Source organism: Salmonella sp. SAL4457 (genome assembly GCF_046548235.1).
Lineage (GTDB): Bacteria > Pseudomonadota > Gammaproteobacteria > Enterobacterales > Enterobacteriaceae > Salmonella > Salmonella enterica.
Map to the genome: position 1 here is coordinate 64,064 of NZ_JBGDZO010000009.1, position 21,098 is coordinate 85,161.

The 21,098-nt window shown below is 55.7% G+C and carries 18 protein-coding genes; 3 read left to right on the top strand and 15 right to left on the bottom strand.

Going from position 1 to position 21,098, the window contains the following annotated elements; translation table 11 throughout:
* Positions 1-39: 39 nt before the first annotated feature.
* The 3 genes from menF to ACLJNW_RS21110 all read right to left on the bottom strand — a co-directional run bounded on the left by menF (position 40) and on the right by ACLJNW_RS21110 (position 2,257).
* Positions 40-1,335, bottom strand: a complete 1,296-nt coding sequence (gene menF / locus ACLJNW_RS21100; protein WP_000555674.1) for an isochorismate synthase MenF — start codon at positions 1,333-1,335, stop codon at positions 40-42.
* A 100-nt stretch (positions 1,336-1,435) separates the two neighbouring features.
* Positions 1,436-1,741: a stress response protein ElaB gene (elaB, locus tag ACLJNW_RS21105; RefSeq protein ID WP_001522308.1), complete on the bottom strand. Its 306-nt coding sequence runs from the start codon at positions 1,739-1,741 to the stop codon at positions 1,436-1,438.
* A gap of 54 nt (positions 1,742-1,795) precedes the next feature.
* On the bottom strand, positions 1,796-2,257 hold the full coding sequence (locus ACLJNW_RS21110) for a GNAT family N-acetyltransferase (protein ID WP_000568152.1): 462 nt from the start codon (positions 2,255-2,257) through the stop codon (positions 1,796-1,798).
* A gap of 60 nt (positions 2,258-2,317) precedes the next feature.
* Between ACLJNW_RS21110 and rbn the strand changes: the two genes are divergently transcribed.
* Positions 2,318-3,235: a ribonuclease BN gene (gene rbn, locus ACLJNW_RS21115; RefSeq protein ID WP_024154545.1), complete on the top strand. Its 918-nt coding sequence runs from the start codon at positions 2,318-2,320 to the stop codon at positions 3,233-3,235.
* Positions 3,236-3,300: 65 nt separating this feature from the next.
* On the top strand, positions 3,301-4,302 hold the full coding sequence (locus tag ACLJNW_RS21120; RefSeq protein ID WP_000368558.1) for a chemotaxis protein: 1,002 nt from the start codon (positions 3,301-3,303) through the stop codon (positions 4,300-4,302).
* 40 nt (positions 4,303-4,342) lie between these two features.
* Here ACLJNW_RS21120 and ACLJNW_RS21125 read toward each other — a convergent pair whose 3' ends face one another.
* Positions 4,343-6,124 carry a vWA domain-containing protein gene (locus ACLJNW_RS21125; RefSeq protein ID WP_023204458.1) on the bottom strand — a complete coding sequence of 594 codons (1,782 nt, stop codon included), beginning with the start codon at positions 6,122-6,124 and terminating at the stop codon, positions 4,343-4,345.
* A 468-nt stretch (positions 6,125-6,592) separates the two neighbouring features.
* On the opposite strand from ACLJNW_RS21125, the gene ACLJNW_RS21130 reads away from it, so the two are divergent.
* Positions 6,593-6,751 (top strand): DUF1877 family protein, encoded by a 159-nt coding sequence (locus ACLJNW_RS21130; RefSeq protein WP_106746827.1) that lies wholly within the window; start codon positions 6,593-6,595, stop codon positions 6,749-6,751.
* A 377-nt stretch (positions 6,752-7,128) separates the two neighbouring features.
* On the opposite strand, the gene nuoN is transcribed toward ACLJNW_RS21130, so the two are convergent.
* From nuoN to nuoC, 11 genes are all read right to left on the bottom strand, one after another.
* Positions 7,129-8,586 carry an NADH-quinone oxidoreductase subunit NuoN gene (gene nuoN / locus ACLJNW_RS21135; protein WP_000156667.1) on the bottom strand — a complete coding sequence of 486 codons (1,458 nt, stop codon included), beginning with the start codon at positions 8,584-8,586 and terminating at the stop codon, positions 7,129-7,131.
* 6 nt (positions 8,587-8,592) lie between these two features.
* The gene (gene nuoM / locus ACLJNW_RS21140) at positions 8,593-10,122 is read right to left on the bottom strand and encodes an NADH-quinone oxidoreductase subunit M (RefSeq protein ID WP_000926428.1); all 1,530 of its coding nucleotides are present in this window, start codon (positions 10,120-10,122) and stop codon (positions 8,593-8,595) included.
* Between the two features lie 313 nt (positions 10,123-10,435).
* Positions 10,436-12,277, bottom strand: coding sequence for an NADH-quinone oxidoreductase subunit L (nuoL, locus tag ACLJNW_RS21145; RefSeq protein WP_001056582.1), 1,842 nt, complete (start codon positions 12,275-12,277; stop codon positions 10,436-10,438).
* A complete protein-coding gene (nuoK, locus tag ACLJNW_RS21150; RefSeq protein ID WP_000612687.1) occupies positions 12,274-12,576 on the bottom strand; it encodes an NADH-quinone oxidoreductase subunit NuoK in 303 nt (100 codons plus the stop codon). The genes nuoL and nuoK overlap by 4 nt, the downstream gene beginning before the upstream one ends.
* Positions 12,573-13,127 carry an NADH-quinone oxidoreductase subunit J gene (gene nuoJ / locus ACLJNW_RS21155; protein WP_000393522.1) on the bottom strand — a complete coding sequence of 185 codons (555 nt, stop codon included), beginning with the start codon at positions 13,125-13,127 and terminating at the stop codon, positions 12,573-12,575. The genes nuoK and nuoJ overlap by 4 nt, the downstream gene beginning before the upstream one ends.
* A gap of 10 nt (positions 13,128-13,137) precedes the next feature.
* Positions 13,138-13,680, bottom strand: a complete 543-nt coding sequence (nuoI, locus tag ACLJNW_RS21160) for an NADH-quinone oxidoreductase subunit NuoI (protein ID WP_000172747.1) — start codon at positions 13,678-13,680, stop codon at positions 13,138-13,140.
* A gap of 14 nt (positions 13,681-13,694) precedes the next feature.
* On the bottom strand, positions 13,695-14,672 hold the full coding sequence (nuoH, locus tag ACLJNW_RS21165) for an NADH-quinone oxidoreductase subunit NuoH (RefSeq protein ID WP_000118515.1): 978 nt from the start codon (positions 14,670-14,672) through the stop codon (positions 13,695-13,697).
* Entirely contained in the window at positions 14,669-17,395 is a 2,727-nt protein-coding gene (gene nuoG / locus ACLJNW_RS21170) for an NADH-quinone oxidoreductase subunit NuoG (protein WP_001518099.1), read from the bottom strand. Before nuoG ends, nuoH begins: the two co-directional genes overlap by 4 nt.
* A gap of 30 nt (positions 17,396-17,425) precedes the next feature.
* Positions 17,426-18,763, bottom strand: a complete 1,338-nt coding sequence (gene nuoF, locus ACLJNW_RS21175; RefSeq protein ID WP_000800048.1) for an NADH-quinone oxidoreductase subunit NuoF — start codon at positions 18,761-18,763, stop codon at positions 17,426-17,428.
* Positions 18,760-19,260, bottom strand: a complete 501-nt coding sequence (nuoE, locus tag ACLJNW_RS21180; RefSeq protein ID WP_000545038.1) for an NADH-quinone oxidoreductase subunit NuoE — start codon at positions 19,258-19,260, stop codon at positions 18,760-18,762. The genes nuoF and nuoE overlap by 4 nt, the downstream gene beginning before the upstream one ends.
* A 2-nt stretch (positions 19,261-19,262) precedes the next feature.
* On the bottom strand, positions 19,263-21,065 hold the full coding sequence (gene nuoC / locus ACLJNW_RS21185) for an NADH-quinone oxidoreductase subunit C/D (protein ID WP_000247855.1): 1,803 nt from the start codon (positions 21,063-21,065) through the stop codon (positions 19,263-19,265).
* Between the last annotated feature and the right edge of the window lie 33 nt (positions 21,066-21,098).

The window sequence follows — 21,098 nt, forward strand, 5'->3', positions numbered from 1 at the left end:
AAAATGGATTATTGATATGGGTCGGGAATATGTGACTCATTACGCATCCATCTGCAATAAGGTACGTAACCCGGCCGCTTTATTATCTATTTCCTGCCATTCCTGTTCCGGATCGGAGCCGCGGACGATTCCCGCGCCGGCATACAATCGCACCACATTGGCCGTCACTTTGGCTGAACGTAACGTCACGCAAAACTCACTTTGCCGCGTGGAGAGATAGCCTGCCGACCCGGCATACCATTCACGTTCGAACGGCTCATGTTGTTCGATAAAACAACGCGCGGGTTCACGAGGGATCCCGGCGACCGCTGCGGTAGGCTGTAACTGGTGCAGGCAGAGCGTGTCGTCCGCCTGATTAAGCGCCGTCCAGATACAGCGGCGCAAATGCTGAACCTTGCGCAGTCTGAGCACCTGCGGCGGCAGCACATCCAGCGAGTGGGTGCAGTTTTGCAGTCGCTGGCAGATGTCTTCGACAACCAGCATATTTTCTCGCTGGTTTTTATCGTCTTTCATTAACCATTCGCCAAGCTGCCAGGCTTTATGGTTATCCGGATGGTTCGCCACCGTCCCGGCCAGCGCTTCGGTACGCAGCGCCGTTTCACGCCGCCGCCAGAGCCGCTCCGGCGATGATCCCAGAAAGGCGGTATCGGCGGAAAAGGCCATAAAAAAGTGGTAGCAGTTGAGATTTAAACGACGACTGGACGCCATCATCGCGGCGGCATTGACCGGACGGGAGAATTGTAAGTCGGTGGCCCGCGCCAGCACAACTTTATCAAACGCCTCTTGCGCAATGGTGTGGGTGGCCTGCTGAATCAGCTTCACCCAACCGTCTTTGTCCGGCCAGTGTTGTTCGCTCGTGAGCGAAAGGCGTAGCGCCGGAACAGGCTTAATGCCGACCAGAGAAGCGAGAAACGCTTTCGCCTGGCGCGCATCATCGCGTAGCGAAACGTCACTGTGCAGATGTAAGCGTAAGGTCGCCGTACCACCGCTACGTCGCCACTCCAGCCGCGGCAGCAATAAGTAGCCCTCTTTCGGCTCGAACGCATTCAGCCCCCAAATACGCAGGTCAGGCTGCGCGTGCTGACGTAAAAACCGTTGCGCCAGATCGAGCGATGAAAATACGGTGATGGCCCCGAGAACGGCAGCTTCTTCGTCGCCATTGCGCTGTTGCCAGTAGAATTGCGGAAAGGATGACTGGCTGGCCAGCCAGCTCAATGCATCGAAGGCATCGTTTAAAGGGAAAGGCGCATCGAAAACGCAAAGCCCTGGCGTCGCCGGTATCTCTTGCGATAGCTGACGCGTCAGATTTTCCAGCGCAGTAGTAATAGAATGCACGCGGCCCCTCCCTGTTAAAAACCCCACATTATACGGGGTACTGCCCTAAAAAAGCAGTACCTCATTTAGGGAGGGTTGCAATTCTGTTCAGTGGGGGGATTTAGCGCCGCGCCAGCAGCAGTCCAAGCACCAGTCCTACCGCCGCGCCTACGCCAATACCCTGCCAGGGTTTTTCATGAACGTAGTCATCCGCTTTATAAACGGCCTGCTTTGCCCGGTAATAATAGCTATCCGACGCATGGCTTACGCGGTTTTTCACCTCTTCCAGCGCTTGTTCCGCGCGGGCTTTCAGCTCAATGTATTTTTGATCGGCGGGATCGCCTGAGGAACGTAAAACCTCTTCCAGCGTTTCGCTGAGCAAAGTCAGATCATCATCAACACGTGATTCACCAAATTGATATGACATTCTCATTCTCCGTTGTGTTAACACCTGCTCCTAACTATAGTCAACGGTTTCGGTTTATGCCTGATGAACCTCCCGCGCCATTCCCCGGTGCGGAATGCCGTCTTCGTCATAAACATCGGTGACCGGAATAAAACCAAACCGCGCATAAAAAGGTTGCAGATGCGCCTGCGCCCCCAGATATAGCGGCTTATCCGCCCAGTGCCGCCCACAAGATTCCAGCGTTTTCGCCATTAATTGCTGGCCCAGTTTCGCCCCTCGCCAGGCATCGCTGACGATCACCCGGCCAATAACAACCGGGTCTGATTCGTTATCGCTTTTCAGAATCCTCGCATACGCCACCAGCTCATCCTGATGCCAGCCCAAAATATGACGATTGTCGCCAACTAAATCATCGCCATCCACATCCAGGTAAGGACAGCGCTGTTCTACCACAAAGACCGCGCAGCGCAATTTGAGTAACGCGTAAAGTTGAGGAACGGTAAGTTCGCTATGGTGGAGATCCTGCCAGTCAATCATGATGCGCTCCTGTGTTGTGGTAATCTTGGGTTAAACGATAACCAAACGTGTATGGACAAGATGGAATTAATTTTTTTAGGTACGTCCGCAGGCGTTCCCACGCGCTCACGCAATGTAACGGCAATTTTATTACATCTGCAACATCCAACGCAGCCGGGAGTATGGCTTTTTGATTGCGGCGAAGGGACACAGCATCAAATGCTTAATACCGCGTTTCATCCCGGTAAGCTTGAGCGCATTTTTATCAGCCATCTTCACGGCGATCATCTGTTTGGCCTGCCGGGTCTGCTATGTAGCCGGTCGATGACGGGGAATCCCCATCCGCTAACCGTATACGGACCTCAAGGCGTGCGGGAGTTTATTGCAACCACATTGCGCCTTAGCGGTTCATGGACCGATTTTCCGTTGCAAATTGAAGAAATTAGCGCAGGCGATATTCTTGACGACGGTCTGCGTAAAGTGACCGCGTTCAGGCTGGAGCATCCACTGGAGTGCTACGGATATCGCGTTGTTGAACATGACAAGCCTGGCGCGCTGAATGCCAGGGCGTTAAAAGCCGCAGGCGTTACGCCCGGCCCGCTGTTTCAGGCGTTGAAGGCAGGAAAAACCGTCACGCTTGCCGATGGAAGGCAGATCAATGGCGCCGACTACCTTGCTCCCGCCGTGGCCGGGAAATCAGTGGCGATTTTCGGCGATACCGCGCCCTGCGAGGCCGCCCTCGCGCTGGCGCAAGGTGTGGATGTGATGGTCCATGAAACCACGCTGGATGCGTCAATGGAGGAGAAAGCCAACGCTCGCGGACACAGCTCCACCCGTCAAACCGCGACGCTGGCGCAGGAAGCTGCCGTCGGTCGGCTGATCATGACCCATATTAGCTCACGCTATGACGATAAAGGCTGTCAGCGCTTACTGGCGGAATGCCGCGCTATTTTCCCGGCGACGGAGCTGGCTTACGATTTTTCTGTTTTCCCGGTTTAGCGCTCCATTTTTTGTCCTCATTGCCGATAACACTAAAAAAGGCAGGCTTTCATAATGAGGTTAGGATGGACAATTTTCAGAAAGATATTGATGACAGGGCCAATTTAACCCTGTCCAACCGTTTTGAACTGCTGTTATTCCGTCTTGGTACATCGCTGCATGAACAGAAGTCAGAGCTGTTCGGCATCAATGTATTTAAGCTGCGCGAAATCGTACCAATGCCCGCCTTTACGCGCCCGGCAGGCATGAAAGCGCCGCTATTGGGCATGGTCAATATTCGGGATCAGGTCATTCCGGTGATTGATTTGCCAGCGGTAGCGGGCTGCAAGCCGGAAACCGGGCTGAATATTTTGCTGATCACCGAATATGCGCGCAGCGTACAGGCATTTGCCGTCGAGTCGGTGGAAAATATTATGCGTCTTGACTGGCAACAGGTGCATACCGCCGAGAAAGCCGTCAACGGTCGCTACATCACCAGTATTGCCTGCCTGGATGACAACAAAGAAACCAACAACCTGGCGCTGGTGCTCGACGTTGAGCAGATCCTTTATGATATTGTCCCCTCCAGCCACGATCTGCGCGCCACCAATCTGAAGACCAATAAATTTTATATTACCCCAGGCGCGGTAGCCATTGTGGCGGAAGACTCCAAAGTCGCCCGCGCGATGCTGGAAAAAGGGCTGAACGCGATGGGAATTCCGCACCAGATGCATGTGACCGGCAAGGATGCATGGGAGAGAATCCAGCAACTGGCGCAGGAAGCGGAGGCCGAAGGTAAGCCAATTAGCGAGAAAATCGCGCTGGTCCTGACAGATCTTGAGATGCCGGAGATGGATGGCTTTACGTTAACGCGTAAAATTAAAACCGATGAACGGCTGAAAAAGATCCCGGTCGTTATTCACTCTTCCCTTTCCGGCAGCGCCAACGAAGATCATATACGTAAGGTGAAGGCCGACGGCTACGTGGCCAAGTTTGAGATTAACGAACTCTCTTCGGTCATTCAGGAAGTGCTGGAGCGCGCAGCAACAAACAGCCAGGGACCACTGATCAGCCGCAAAAGCGCCTGACGTAACAGGGGATGCCTACAGTACAGGCATCCCCTGACGCTTAGTGAGACAAGCCTTCCGCCAGTTTTACCAGTTTAATAAACTCCGCGCGATAGCCTTGTCTATCTTCCCCGCGCGCCTGTTCACCCCATTTAATAATTTGCGGCCAGGTCGTATCTGCCAGCGTTTCTGAGCCACGCAGTTTTTGCCCGAAAGCCGCTACCGCCGCGCGGAAACGAAAATCTTCAGAGGCGTCAGCAAAGATCGGCATTTTTCCCATAACGACCGGGAACTCGGCTAATGTACTTTCGCTGCCCTGCGGCGCTTTCCAGCGCAATTTGATCCACGCCAGCTCGCTTGATTTTGTTGGCTTTGAGGCGGCTTTGTCCTGAGCGTAGCGCAGTTTATCCACCGAGGCTTTCTGCCCGTTAAGCGTCAGTTCAAAGAATAGCGTGACGTGTTTACCCGCGCCGATATCGCCGGCATCAACCTTATCGTTATTGAAATCCTCGTCGCGCAGTTGGCGTTTTTCATAACCAATCTGCCGGTACTCAGTCACCCACTGCGGATTAAATTCGATTTGCGATTTTACATCTTTGGCAACGGTGACCAGCGTTTGATGCATCTCATCCTTGAGGACTTTTTGCGCCTCGGAGAGGGAGTCGATGTAGCTGTAATTGCCGTTACCCACATCAGCAATTCTCACCATCATGGCTTCGTTGAAATTGTCATCGCCGACGCCCAGCGTAGATAAGGTAATACCTTTCTCGCGCTCTTTTTTTACCAGCGCTTCGATGTCTTTGGGATCGGTAATACCGAGGTTAAAATCACCGTCGGTGGTCAACAAAATGCGGTTAACGCCGCCTTTGATAAACCCTTTTTCGGCCTGCTCGTAGGCTAGTCGTAATCCCGCTTCACCACCGGTACTCCCGTAAGCATCCAGATTATCAATTGCCGCTTTAATCGCGGTTGTGTTATTTCCCGCTGTAGACGCCAGCGCGACGTGAGTGCCGCCCGCGTAGGTCACAATCGTGATGTTATCCTGCGCACGCAGATCGTTCACCAACAGTTTTAGCGCCGACCGGATCAACGGCAGGCGTTCCGCTGGCTGCATAGAGCCGGAAGTATCAATGAGAAAAACCAGGTTGGCAGGTGGTAGATCTCTGGTCTGCATGTCCCGGGCCTGAACATCAACTTTTAATAGCGTACGCTGCGCGTTCCACGGCGAGGGAGCCAGTTCGTATTTAACCGCAAATGGCATCGGTATACAGGCCGCAATGGGTTTAGTGTTATCCTGCTTATCCGCAACGGGCTGAGGCGCGGGAAAATAGTTGAGCATCTCTTCTACCCGCACGGCTTCCGGCGGCGGCAGTTGTCCCTGATTCAGAAATCGCCGCACGTTAGCGTAGCTGCCAGTGTCTACATCCAGACTAAACGTGGCGAGCGGCGCCTGACTTACCTGTTTAATCGGATTTTCATCGTAGTGTTCGTAACGCGCGGTCCCCATTACATTACCGCCTTGTGCAGCGAACGCTTTTGATGCCGCGGCACGTGTCTGCATTACATATTGCGGTGCTTCGGCTGTTGCCAGAGATGCCGCTTTGGCATCTGCCAGGGCTTTGGCTTCAGCATATTCGGCTGCTTTTTTCGCAGCCTGTTGGGCGGCCTCGGCTTGTCTTTTCTGGACAGTGTCATCCCCGGCCTGAGCGCTATTTTCTTTCTGGATAGTCCGCTTCTGTTTTAACTCAGCCGGATTATTTCCCTGCGGGTCGGAGGGCTCCGGCCCACAGCCCGAGAGAATAACCCCACCCAACAACAGCATTAATGTTTTTCCGTTAAGCATACAAATTCCTTTTCAATTATATTCGGGTAATTCTCTGCAGATGTCCTGCATTATATTCCGCTTTACTTTTATTATCAGCATGACGAAAGTAGAAAATAATTTTACCTGCGTTAATAGCCACCAATAATAAAAAAGATAATTATATTTTTGAGGTAAATAATATTTACGTTTAAGATGAACGGCTTAATCAGTTGCTGGCGTTCGACCCACAGATTCTGCGTGAAGAACACTATTTACAGGTGACCGATTTACCAAAAGTGAATATATAAGATGGGGGACTATCTGCACTGTGCCCTCGCCGATACTTCCTTTTACAACCCGCCAAACAGCAATCCATTAAGCCGTGCCGACACTCACGTTATTGATGGAAAGATATTATATGCTGCCGTCACATGAAATAATGAACTGAGCGCGATCGGACGCCTTGAAAAACGCTGACAGAAATACACTTCAGATCAAATTTTTCCCATTGAAGTCGATGAGATAAACATTTATCCGGGAAACGGGTCACGAAAACAGTTGGGAGAGTTGTTCCACTGCCTGATGCAAGAAATGGACAAACTGCTGAGTTTTTATCAGCGATGCCTGAGAAATGACAGTCACGTTATAATTTTTATAGCGGAGTAATGGGCCATATGTTTAACACTTCGACAATTATTGTGAATTACCCATATGAAACCGCTGGCGCTTACGGAACCGCCCAACATCCGGCTCTTCGTTCGTCGGGACGTGTTGGGTATGAATTTGGGTTAGCTTCGCTCCACCCAACCTACGCCACTAATACAACGTTGATGCCGGATAGCGACTACGCCTTATCCGGCATCTGGTTCTGTGTTCGTTGAAAAAGTGTTGGGTTTCGGCTACGCCTCACCCAACGAGTCTATGGTCTCTATGCGTCACAGGTTTTCATAAGTTGGATGCAATCCAACATTTAGAGGCTCAGGTATTGCTCATCAGCCTCAACCGCCGATAAATCGGCGGTTATTGACATCATCAACGCGGCATTACATCAGCGGCATCGCCAGTTGCACAAGGCTAATCAGCGGCTGCGGCCAGACGCCCAGTACCAACACCAGCAACGCGGAGATCAGCACCACGATACCGCCTGCGCTGTACTGCCAGTTTGTCGGCGCGTCGCGTCCCGGTTGCTGCGGCGCGTGCAGGTAGAGACTCACCGCAACGCGCAGGTAGTAGTACAAACCAATCGCGGAACCCACCACCACGGCGGCGACCAGCCACCACAGGCTGGCCTGAACGCCGACCGCCAGCACGTAGAATTTGCCGATAAAGCCCAGCGTCATTGGGATACCTGCCAGCGACAGCATCATCACCGTCATCACCGCGGCAAGAACCGGACGGTGCCAGAACAGACCACGGTAAGAGTACAGGGAGTCGGCATCCGGGCCGCGGAACGGGCTGGACATCAGGCTGACCACGCCAAACGCGCCGAGGCTGCTGAACAGATAACCGGCCAGATAAACGCCTACCGCTTCCATCGACATCTCGCCGCTCTGCAGGGCAATCAGCGCCACCAGCAGATAGCCGAGGTGAGAGATAGAAGAGTAACCGAGCAGACGTTTGATGTTGGTCTGGCTCAGCGCCATCAGGTTACCGAAGATGATAGAGGCAAAGGCGATAATGCCCAGCACCACGCGTACCGCTTCGCTGTCGCCTACCGGCGCATAGAGGAACAGACGCATCACCACGCCGAAGATAGCGATTTTGCTCGCCGTCGCCAGGAAGGTAGAAACCGGCGCAGGCGCGCCCTGGTAAACGTCTGGCGTCCACAGGTGGAACGGCACCAGAGAGAGTTTAAAGCCCAGACCGACAATCATCAGGCCAAAGCCCGCCAGCAGCAACGGCTCGTGCAGCATACCATCGCCGAGGCTCTTACCGAGCGCTTCGAAAGACAGGTTGCCGGACTGCGCATAGACCAGCGCCATCCCGAACAGCAGGAAAGACGAGGCGGCGGCGGAGAGGATGGTGTATTTGATACTGGCTTCCAGCGAGCGTTTCTGGCGGAAAGCATAACCAATCAGGCCGAACAGCGGCAGTGAGATCAGTTCAATACCGAGGAACAGCGCCGCCAGATGGTTGGCGTTCGCCAGCAGAATTCCGCCCAGGCTGGCGATTAACACCAGCAGGTAGAACTCTTCCTGGTTATCGTTATAGCCTTCCAGCCACGGGTAGGCAAAGGTACAGGTGGCGAGGCTCGCCAGCAGCACCAGCCCGGTGTAGAGCATCGCAAAGCCGTCAACGCGCATCAGCGGCGTGACGTCCATTGCCCCGGCCTGGCCGACAAACCAAAGCGAAACCAGAGCAGCGTTAAGCCCAATGACCGACAGCGTGGCATTGAGGAAGTGATTGCGTCGCCACGCAATGGAGAGCATCACAACCACCACCGTCAAGCCGACGATCAGCAGCGGTAGCAGCGCAATCAGGTGTTGTGGAGTTATTGTCATGGCGATTTACGGCCTTGTAGTAGTAACGGAATTAACAAACCACTGCTGGATGTTGCTCATCGCAGAATGCGAGGTATCCAGAATCGGCTGCGGATAGAAGCCAAGCAGTACCAGAAGCACCACCAGCAACAGAATGATAAACAGCTCGCGCAGCGACATCCCTGGCAGTTCCTGGCTGGCAATCTGGCTCTTCGCTTTACCAAAGTAAGCGCGATGCAGCATCGCCAGCGAGTATACAGAGGCGAATACCAACCCAAAGGTGGAGATCACGGTAATCATCGGCACCACCTGGTAGCTGCCGAACAGAATCATAAATTCGCCGACAAAGTTACCGGTGCCCGGCATACCGAGCGTCGCCACCGCAAAGAACATGGACAGCGCAGGCAACCACTTCATCTTGCCCCACAGGCCGCCCATCATACGCATGTCACGCGTATGCAGACGTTCGTACAACTGGCCGCACAGAATGAACAGACCGGCTGCGGACAAACCGTGTGCAATCATCTGAATCACCGCGCCCTGGTACGCCAGCTGACTGCCGGTGTAGATAGCGATCAGCACGAAGCCCATGTGGGAAACGGAGGTATAGGCAATCAGGCGCTTGATGTCGTATTGGGTAAAGGCCATCCACGCGCCGTAGAAAATGCCGATGACGCCCAGCCACATGGCGATGGGCGCAAACTCCGCCGACGCGTTCGGGAACAATGGCAGGGAGAAACGCAGCAGACCGTAAGCGGCAGTTTTCAACAAGATACCGGCCAGGTCGACGGAACCGGCGGTCGGCGCCTGGGAGTGCGCATCCGGCAGCCAGCCATGCAGCGGCACCACCGGCATTTTCACCGCGAAGGCGATGAAGAAGCCCAGCATCAGCAGATATTCCACACCGTGGGACATCGGCGTATTCAGCAGCTCTTCATAGTTGAAAGTCCACACGCCGGTCGCGTTGTAGTGCACAAAGACCAGCGCCAGGATGGCAATCAGCATCACCAGACCACTCGCCTGGGTGTAGATGAAGAACTTGGTCGCCGCCGTGATACGCGTTTTCCCGTCAGAAGCTTTGTGGCCCCACAGCGCTATCAGGAAGTACATCGGCACCAGCATCATTTCCCAGAAGAAGAAGAACAGGAACATGTCGATGGCCAGGAACACGCCGATAACGCCGCCTAAGATCCACATCAGGTTCAGGTGGAAGAAGCCCTGATATTTTTCGATTTCTCGCCAGGAGCAAAGCACCGCCAGAACGCCGAGCAGGCCGGTCAGCACCACCATTAGCAGCGACAGTCCGTCGAGCGCCAGATGGATAGAGATGCCAAAACGCGGGATCCACGGCAGGACAAATTCAGATTGCCACTGTGGAATACCGGCGGATTGCGTCAGTGAGTAGCCGCCCTGCAACCACAATTGCAGACCGAGCGCCAGCGTCAGCCCCATGGTAATCAGCGCTATCCAGCGCGGCACCTTCACGCCAAAGCGTTCGGTCTGCCAGCACAGAAAGCCGCCGATAAAGGGGATTAATATCAACCAGGGTAATAACATAGCTAAGTATGTCCCTTATATTTACTCCTGCTCAGGCTATCTCACTCGTCAGCCCAAATCCTGCCAGTGCTCACACAAAACGCAGCGCGTTTTGAACGTCCGTAAGGACGGCCCCGTAGGGGTGAGCTTCGCGAATCATCCTCACGTACTTCAGTACGCTCCGGTTGCTGTGCGCTGGCGGTATCCGGTCTGACTTCGCCGATGACGCCTGTACTTCAGGAACAGATTTTCAACGAATTCTAAAAATTATTTTTGGGTTTGTAGGCCGGATAAGCACTGCGCCATCCGGCAGTCGTTCATCCAGCCAACAAACTCAACGCAGTACCATCAACAGTGCCAGCACAACGACAGCGCCGATGCTCATGGATGCCACATACCAGCGCAAATAACCGTTCTCGCTCAGTACCAGGCCTTTGCCTGCAAAACGGGAAAGGATAGCCGGAATGTTCATCAACGCATTAAGCGGGTCGCGCTTCAGCAGCCAGGCGATACCGAGGAATGGCTTGACGAATACTTTGTCGTACAGCCAGTCAAAGCCCCAGGCGTTATACCACCAGGTCCCCAGCAGGCGGCCCGGCGCGCTGTTGGCGATCGACGTCACCAGCGTGCGTTTACCCAGCCACAGCCATGCGGCAATCAGGATGCCGGCAATCGCCACTACGCCAGAGGTAATTTCCAGCGTCATGACGCGACCATGCGCCAGTTCAGTTGTCTGCGGCAGCACCCCCTGTAGCGGCGGCACAATCAGCGCGCCAACAAAGGTAGACAGAATCATCAGGACAATCAGCGGCAGATGGTGGGTAATCCCCTTCCCTGCATGAGCATGAATTTGTTCTTTACCGTGGAATACGATGAAAATCATCCGGAAGGTGTACAGGGAGGTCATGAACGCGCCGACCAGACCTGCCACCATCAGATTGATATGGCCGTTCGCCATCGCGCCAGCCAGGATCTCATCCTTACTGAAGAAGCCCGCAGTGACCAGCGGCAGCGCCGACAGCGCCGCGCCGCCCACCAGGAAGCAGGCATACACCAGCGGAATGGACTTACGCAGACCGCCCATCTTAAAGATGTTCTGTTCGTGATGGCAGGCCAGAATGACGGAACCGGACGCCAGGAACAGCAGCGCTTTGAAGAACGCATGGGTCATCAGATGGAAAATCGCCGCATCCCACGCCTGCACGCCAAGCGCCAGGAACATGTAGCCAATCTGGCTCATGGTGGAATAGGCCAGCACGCGTTTGATGTCGGTCTGCACCAGCGCGGCGAAACCCGCCATGACCAGCGTAATCGCCCCGATAATGCCCACCAGATGCAGAATTTCCGGGGTCATCAGGAACAGACCATGGGTACGAGCGATCAGGTAGACACCGGCGGTGACCATGGTAGCGGCGTGGATCAGCGCGGAGACCGGCGTCGGGCCGGCCATCGCGTCGGCAAGCCAGGTCTGCAACGGTAGCTGCGCAGATTTACCGACCGCGCCGCCCAGCAGCATCAGCGTCGCCCACATCAGCATGTTGTTGCCGTCAGCAAAGTGCGCTGGCGCCAGCTCGACCATTTCGCGGAAGTTCAGCGTGCCCAGTTCGTTGTAGAGGATGAACAGCGCGAAGGCGAGGAACACGTCACCGACACGGGTCACCACGAAGGCTTTCATTGCCGCCGCGCCATTCTTCGGATCGCTGTAATAGAAGCCGATCAACAGATAAGAGCACAGGCCCACGCCTTCCCAGCCGAGGTACATCAACAGCAGGTTATCGGACAGCACCAGAACAACCATGCTGGCGATAAACAGGTTGGTATAAGCGAAGAAGCGGGAGTAACCCTCTTCCCCACGCATGTACCAGGACGCGAACATGTGGATCAGGAAGCCGACGCCGGTGACCACAGAGAGCATGGTCAGCGACAGGCCGTCCAGCACCAGGTTAAAACCGATGTTGAAGTTACCGACCGACATCCACGTCCACAGCGGCTGGCTGAACGCCTGTTTGCCGTTGGCGAAGAAATCCATCCCGACAAACGCTGTCACCAACGCCGCCAGACCAACGGAGCCCACGCCAATGGTCGCGGAGAGATTTTCCGACCAGCGTCCGCGAGAGAACGCCAGCAGTACAAAGCCAATCAATGGCAGAATAATGGTTAAGGCAAGCATGTTCATCCACGCATCTCACTTACTGAATCGATGTTCAGGTTCTGGCGACGGCGATGGAGTTGCAGCAACAGCGCAAGTCCAATACTCGCTTCCGCAGCCGCAAGGCTGATGGCGAGAATGTACATCACCTGACCATCGGTCTGGCCCCAGTAGCTCCCGGCGACCACAAAGGCCAGCGCGGAGGCGTTAATCATGATTTCCAGCCCGATCAGCATAAACAGCAGATTGCGGCGGATAACCAGACCGGTTAAACCCAGGACGAATAAAATCGCAGCGAGGATCAGTCCGTGTGTTAAGGGGATCATGCGCGCTCCTCCGTTTTTCTTTTCGCGCGGTCATCGGCGCGGTTGCTTAGCACTTCGCCCGCACGCTCTTCACGACCGACGTGGAACGCCACCACCAGGCCTGCCAGCAGCAGCATAGACGCCAGTTCGACCGCCAGAACATAAGGCCCGAACAGCGTAATGCCCACCGCTTTCGCGCTAATCGGCGTGCCGTCGATGCCCTGGTCGTTAACGCCCAGAATGGCGTACACAATGACCGCCAGCATAATGGCCGACAAAACCGCCGGACCAATCCACACCTGCGGCTTCAGCCACTGGCGTTCCTGTTCGATTTCGCTGCCGCCGAGGTTGAGCATCATCACCACGAACACAAACAGCACCATGATGGCGCCTGCGTAGACGATAATTTCCAGCGCACCGGCAAAATAAGCGCCCAGCGAAAAGAACACCCCGGAAATCGCCAGTAGCGATATCACCAGATACAACAGCGCGTGTACCGGATTGGTATGGGTGATCACTCGCAGGGTCGCGAGGATGGCTATCAGGCCACAGATATAAAAAGCGAATTCCATTGCCCTCTCCTTACGGTAACAGGCTCTTGACGTCGATAGGCTTGGCTTCGTTCTCTGCTTCGCCTTTATCTTTGCCGTCGATTGCCATACCCGCCATCCGGTAGAAGTTATATTCCGGGTATTTGCCCGGACCGGAAATCAGCAGATCCTCTTTTTCGTACACCAGATCCTGACGTTTGTATTCGCCCAGTTCGAAGTCCGGGGTCAACTGAATCGCCGTGGTCGGGCACGCTTCTTCGCACAGGCCGCAGAAGATGCAGCGTGAGAAGTTAATGCGGAAAAATTCCGGATACCAGCGGCCATCTTTGGTCTCCGCTTTTTGCAGAGAGATACAGCCTACCGGACAGGCTACCGCGCACAGGTTGCAGGCAACGCAGCGCTCTTCGCCGTCCGGGTCGCGCGTGAGCACGATACGGCCACGGTAACGGGGCGGTAAATAGACCGGCTCTTCCGGATACATCCGCGTTTCGCGTTTGGCGAACGCATGCAGGCCGATCATCCAGATACTGCGTACCTGAGTGCCGAAACCTACTAATAATTCTTTTAAGGTCATGGTCTTTGTGTCCCTTATTGCGCCTGCCACAGAATGACAGCCGCCGTTACCAGCAAGTTGATGAGCGTCAGCGGCAGGCAAACTTTCCAGCCGAAGGACATTACCTGGTCATAACGCGGACGCGGTAACGACGCACGAATCAAAATGAACATCATCATGAAGAACGCGGTTTTCAGCGCGAACCAGACGAATGGCGGTAAGAACGGGCCATGCCAGCCACCGAAGAACAACGTTACCATCAGCGCGGAAACGGTGACGATGCCGATGTACTCCCCCACGAAGAACAGACCGAATTTCATACCGGAATATTCGATGTGGTAACCGTCCGCCAGTTCCTGCTCGGCTTCCGGCTGGTCAAACGGGTGACGGTGACAGACCGCTACGCCCGCGATGGCGAAAGTAACAAACCCAAAGAATTGCGGAATCACGTTCCACAGATGCGCCTGGTTATTGACGATATCGGTCATATTAAATGAACCGGCCTGCGCCACCACGCCCATCAGGGAAAGACCAAGGAACACTTCGTAGCTCACCGTCTGGGCAGACGCGCGCATCGCGCCGAGCAGCGAGTATTTGTTGTTGCTCGACCAACCGGCGAATAACACCGCGTAAACCGCCAGACCGGCCATCATCAGGAAGAACAAAATCCCGATGTTTAAATCGGCCACCACCCAATTAGGGCTAACCGGCACAATGGCGAAGGAGAGCAGCAGCGAAGTAAACGCGATCATCGGCGCCAGGGTAAAGATGACGCGATCCGAGAATTTCGGGATCCAGTCTTCTTTAAAGAACATCTTGATCATATCCGCGACCAGCTGGAGCGAGCCGCCCCAGCCAACGCGGTTTGGTCCATAACGGTTCTGGAACAGACCCAGCAGACGACGTTCGCCAAAGCTCATGAAGGCCCCGCAGGTGACGACCACCAGCAGAATCACCACCGCTTTGAGAATGCTCAGCAGGATCTCAATCAGATCCGGTGTAATCCAACTCATTGTTGCGCCTCCCGCAGATCCTCAAGACGCGCGCCAGCCAGAACCGGCGCGATGCCAGGCATACCCATCGGCAGCCCTACCTGCCCTGCCGCTAATCCTTCAGAGATTTCAACCGGCAGCGTCACCGTATTGCCATCGTAGCTAAAGGAGACGCGCGTCCCGGCATTGACGCCCAACTTCGCGGCATCCGCCGGGTTAAGTTTGATATACGGCTGCGGCATACGGCTCTGGAAGACCGGAGAACGCTGAGACAATTCGTCGCTGCCAAACAGGTGGTAATACGGCGCAATACGCCACTGACCGTCCTGCGCCTGGAAGCTTGCCGGCACGGTAGTGAAATAATCCAGACCGCCCTCAGTCGCTTCAATCAAACGCACGCCCGGATCGCCGTGACGCAGTTTGCCGCCCACTTCATCCTGGAATTTGTTCCACGCCTGCGGAGAGTTCCAGCCCGGCGCCCAGGCGAACGGAATTTCAGATCGCGGGGCTGTCGGTTGGTTATTCCCTTCCATTGAGAAGGCGAACATGGTGTCTTTATCCTGCGGCTGACGTGGTTCATGCACGCTGATATTGGCGCGCATCGCCGTACGACCGCTGTAACGATGCGGTTCGCGCGCCAGCTTCTGCCCACGAATGCGGAAGGTCGCATCCGGCGCGGCGTCCTTAATGCCGGCAAATTGCGGCATGGCGGCAATGACCGCGTCGATCACGTGGTCAAGCTGAGTCCAGTCCACTTCGCGGTTTTCGACGGTGCTGTGCAGCGAATGCAGCCAGCGCCAGCTTTCCAGCATAATCGTCTTGTTATCGTAGTAGGCCGGATCATAAACCTGGAAGAAGCGCTGCGCGCGGCCTTCGTTGTTGATGACCGTACCATCGCTTTCGGCGAAGCTTGCCGCGGAAAGCACCAGATGCGCGTTTTCCATAATCGCCGTGCGCTGATGGTCAACCACCATCACCAGCGGCGCTTTGGCGAGCGCGGCGTTCACGCGCGTAGCGCTTGCATGACGGTGGAGATCGTTTTCCAGCACCACCACCGCGTCCGCGCTGCCGGTTTCCAGCTCGCCCAACGCATCGTCAAGCGAACCGCCGCCCATCATACCCAGCCCCATGCTGTTCACGGAGCGGGCAATCATAGTAATACCGACGTCGGCGCCACGGCCTTTCAGCGCTTTCGCCACGTTGGCGGCCGCCTGAATCACCTCACTGCTACCGGCGTTAGTGCCGGAGATAATCAGCGGTTTTTTCGCGCCGGCCAACGCCTGCACAATGACATCAATTTTGTTTTGCAAGTCGCTGTCGATACCGTCAACCGCAGGCGCTGTATTGTCCAGCGCATGGGCAATCGCAAAGCCCAGGCGCGCCTGATCTTCCACCGGCGCGCGATAGGTCCAGGCGGCGATATCATCCAGACGGGTGTCGTCCACGTTGGTCACGAACAGCGGATGTTTGGCACGCTGGCCGATGTTAAGGATGGCCGCAATCTGCCAGTCGGCCACTTTCTGCGCCGCCGCCATTTCACGCGCTTTACCTTTCACCGCCTGACGTACCGCCAGCGCAACGCGCGCGCCGGTCTGAGTGACATCCTCACCCAAGACCAGTACCGCGTCATAAGATTCGATCTCCCGCAGCGCCGGGGTGTAAATTCCGCCTTCACGCAGCACTTTCAGCGCCAGTTGCAGACGTTCCTGCTCGCCGCGCGCGATACCGGTGTAGAAGTTTTCCGCACCAACCAGCTCACGCAGCGCAAAGTTGCTCTCAATGCTGGCGCGTGGCGAACCGATACCGATCACTTTCTTCGACTGGCGAAGAATATCCGCCGCGCCCTGCATCGCCTGCTCGGCGTTGAGGGTGATGAAGTCATCGCCACGGCGCTGAACCGGCTGACGCGGACGGTCTTTCAGGTTCACATAGCCATAGCCGAAACGACCGCGGTCGCAGAGGAAGTAGTGGTTAACGGTACCGTTGTAACGGTTTTCGATACGGCGTAATTCGCCATAGCGCTCGCCCGGGCTGATGTTACAGCCGATGGAACACTGCTGACAGATGCTCGGCGCAAACTGCATGTCCCATTTACGGTTGTAACGCTCGGAGTGCGTTTTATCGGTGAAGACGCCGGTCGGGCAAATCTCGACCAGGTTACCGGAGAATTCGCTTTCCAGCGTACCGTCTTCCGGACGCCCGAAGTAGACGTTGTCATGCGCGCCATAGACGCCCAGATCGGTGCCGTCGGCATAATCTTTGTAGTAACGCACACAACGGTAGCAGGCGATGCAGCGGTTCATTTCGTGCGAGATGAACGGCCCCAGATCCTGGTTGCGGTGGGTACGTTTGGTGAAACGGTAGCGACGGAAACTGTGCCCCGTCATCACGGTCATATCCTGAAGATGGCAGTTACCGCCCTCTTCACAGACCGGACAGTCGTGCGGGTGGTTAGTCATCAGCCACTCCACCACGCTTTCACGGAACTGTTTCGCTTCTTCGTCGTCAATAGAGATAAAGGTACCGTCGGTGGCTGGCGTCATACAGGACATCACCAGGCGACCACGCGTATCTTCCGCGTTTTGGTATTGCTTCACCGCACACTGGCGGCAAGCACCGACGCTTCCCAGCGCCGGGTGCCAGCAAAAATACGGAATATCAAGGCCCAGGGACAGACATGCCTGTAGCAGGTTGTCCGCGCCGTTGACCTCGTATTCTTTGCCGTCTACATGAATCGTAGCCATTAGCATGCTTCCAAATTAAAAATCGTTAACTCACCAGCGCTCTTTGAGCAGGTTCGGCTGAATACCATTGATTAAATGGGTATTGCTGAACGGCTGCTTGATGCCAGCTTCGAATTCTTCGCGGAAATACTTAATTGCGCTTTGCAGTGGCTCAACCGCGCCCGGCGCATGCGCGCAGAAGGTTTTACCCGGTCCGAGGAAACGACACAGTTGCTCAAGTGTCTCGATATCCCCCGGCTGGCCTTCGCCACGCTCCAGCGCGCGCAGAATTTTCACGCTCCACGGCAGCCCGTCGCGGCATGGCGTACACCAGCCGCAGGATTCGCGGGCAAAGAACTCTTCCAGGTTACGCACCAGCGATACCATGCCGATTTCGTGGTCTACCGCCATCGCCAGCGCGGTGCCCAGACGGCTGCCTGCTTTACCGATGCTTTCGAATTCCATCGGCAGATCAAGATGCGCCTCGGTCAGGAAGTCGGTTCCCGCCCCGCCCGGTTGCCAGGCTTTGAATTTCAGGCCATCGCGCATACCGCCCGCGTAGTCTTCGAGGATCTCACGCGCGGTGGTGCCGAACGGTAATTCCCACAGGCCCGGATTCTTCACGCGGCCCGAGAAGCCCATCAGCTTGGTACCCGCATCTTTGCTTTTCGAGATGTTCTGGTACCACTCCACGCCGTTGGCGAGGATTGCCGGGACGTTACACAACGTTTCGACGTTATTCACACAGGTCGGCTTGCCCCATACGCCGGAGGTCGCCGGGAAGGGCGGCTTGGAGCGTGGGTTCGCGCGGCGGCCTTCGAGGGAGTTAATCAGCGCCGTTTCTTCACCACAGATGTAACGCCCTGCCCCGGTGTGGACAAACAGTTCAAAGTCGAACCCGGTGCCCATGATATTTTTGCCAAGCAGCCCGGCCTCGGTTGCTTCAGCAATCGCACGGCGCAGATGTACAGCCGCTTCGATATATTCGCCGCGCAGGAAGATGTAACCACGATACGCTTTCAGCGCGAACGCGGAGATCAGCATGCCTTCCACCAGCAGGTGCGGCAGCTGTTCCATCAGCAGACGGTCTTTATAGGTGCCCGGTTCCATTTCATCGGCGTTACACAGCAGGTAACGGATGTTCATGGATTCATCTTTCGGCATCAGGCTCCACTTCAGACCGGTGGAAAAGCCCGCGCCGCCGCGCCCTTTCAGACCGGCGTCTTTTACCTGGCTGACGATTTCATCCGGAGACAGGCCGGTCAGCGCCTTACGCGCGCCTTCGTAGCCGTTTTTGCTACGATATTCATCCAGCCAGACCGGCTGTTTGTCATCGCGCAGACGCCAGGTCAGCGGATGGGTTTCGGGAGTACGGATAACGTTTTTCATTTATACCGCTCCAGTAGTTCAGGAATGGCTTCCGGGGTCAGATGGCTGTGAGTATCCTCATCAATCATCATGTTCGGCCCTTTATCGCAATTCCCCAGGCAGCAGGTCGGCAGCAGCGTAAAGCGACCATCAAAGGTCGTCTGCCCCGGTTTGATGTTGAGATTTTTTTCCAGCGCGGCCTGAATCCCCTGATAGCCGGTGATATGGCACACCACGCTGTCGCAGTAGCGAATCACGTGGCGACCGACCGGCTGACGGAAGATCTGGCTGTAGAATGTGGCGACGCCTTCGACGTCGCTCGCCGGAATACCCAGCACATCGGCAATAGCGTAGATCGCGCCGTCCGGCACCCAGCCACGCTGCTTCTGAACGATTTTCAGCGCTTCAATGGACGCCGCACGCGGGTCTTCGTAGTGGTGCTTCTCGTGCTCTATCGCTTCACGCTCTGCCGCACTCAGCTCAAAAGCCTCGGTTTGTGGTTGTTGATTCTCGTGCATAATTAGCGGTCCACATCTGACATAACAAAATCGATACTACCCAGATAGACAATCAGGTCGGAGACCAGGCTACCGCGGATCGCCGAAGGAATCTGCTGCAGGTGCGCAAAGCTCGGCGTGCGCACGCGGGTACGGTAGCTCATGGTGCTGCCGTCGCTGGTCAGGTAGTAACTGTTAATCCCCTTCGTCGCTTCCACCATCTGGAAGGACTCCTGCGCCGGCATCACCGGGCCCCAGGAGACCTGCAGGAAGTGGGTGATCAGGGTTTCGATATGTTGCAGCGTGCGCTCTTTAGGCGGCGGCGTGGTCAGCGGGTGATCCGCTTTGAACGGGCCTTCCGGCATGTTATCGAGGCACTGCTGAAGAATGCGCAGACTCTGGCGCAGCTCTTCCACTTTCAGCATCACGCGGGTATAGCAGTCGGAAACGCCGCCGCCCACCGGCACTTCAAAGTCAAAGTTTTCGTAGCCAGAGTATGGACGCCATTTACGCACGTCGAAGTCGATCCCGGTCGCGCGCAGCCCTGCGCCGGTGGTGCCCCACTCCAGCGCCTCTTTCGCGCCGTAAGCGGCAACGCCCTGCGAGCGCCCTTTCAGAATGGTGTTACGCAGCGCGGCTTTCTCGTAAGAATCCAGACGCTTCGGCATCCACTCAAGGAACTCTCGTAGCAGGCGATCCCAACCGCGCGGCAAGTCGTGCGCGACGCCGCCGATACGGAACCAGGCCGGGTGCATACGGAAACCGGTAATGGCTTCCACCAGGTCATAAATTTTCTGCCGGTCGGTAAAGGCAAAGAAGACCGGCGTCATCGCGCCGACGTCCTGAATAAAGGTCGAGATGTACAGCAGATGACTGTTAATGCGGAACAGTTCGGAGAGCATCACGCGGATGACGTTCACACGATCCGGGACGGTGATCCCTGCCAACTTTTCTACCGCCAGCACGTACGGCATTTCATTGACGCAACCACCGAGGTATTCGATACGGTCGGTATAGGGAATGTAGCTATGCCAGGACTGGCGCTCGCCCATTTTTTCGGCGCCGCGGTGGTGATAGCCGATATCCGGCACGCAGTCGACGATTTCTTCACCGTCAAGTTGCAGGATAATACGAAACGCACCGTGCGCAGACGGGTGGTTCGGGCCGAGGTTGAGGAACATAAAGTCCTCGTTGTCAGTCCCGCGCTTCATCCCCCAGTCTTCCGGCTTAAAGGTCAGCGCTTCCATTTCCAGATCCTGCTTGGCTTTGGTCAGCTCAAACGGGTCGAATTCGGTCGCGCGCGCCGGATAATCTTTACGCAGCGGATGGCCTTCCCAGGTTTGCGGCATCATGATGCGCGTCAGGTGCGGGTGGCCTTCGATATCAATACCAAACATCTCCCAGGTCTCACGCTCGTACCAGTTGGCGTTAGGGAAAAGTTTAGTGAAGGTCGGCACGCGCAGGTCGTTTTCAGACAACGCCACCTTGAGCATGATATCGCGATTACGCTCAATGGAAATCAGGTGGTAGAAAACGGAAAAATCCGCGGCGGGTAACCCGTCACGGTGCGTACGCAGGCGTTCATCCATGCCGTGTAAGTCAAACAGCATGACGTAAGGTTTCGGCAGTTTCTTTAAGAAATCGCCAACCTCCAGTAGTTGTTCACGCTTGACCCAAACAACGGGGATACCGGTGCGGGTCGCCTGAACGGTAAAGGCATCCGGCCCAAAACGGTTGCGCAGTTCGCCGATAACCGGATCATCAAGATGATCGCGGGTACTCCATGCAGCGTCTTGCGCGGTTAAGTCGGTCATATTGTTCACCATTGCAAATGGTCCGTGGTGGTCGGCAGTGCTTCG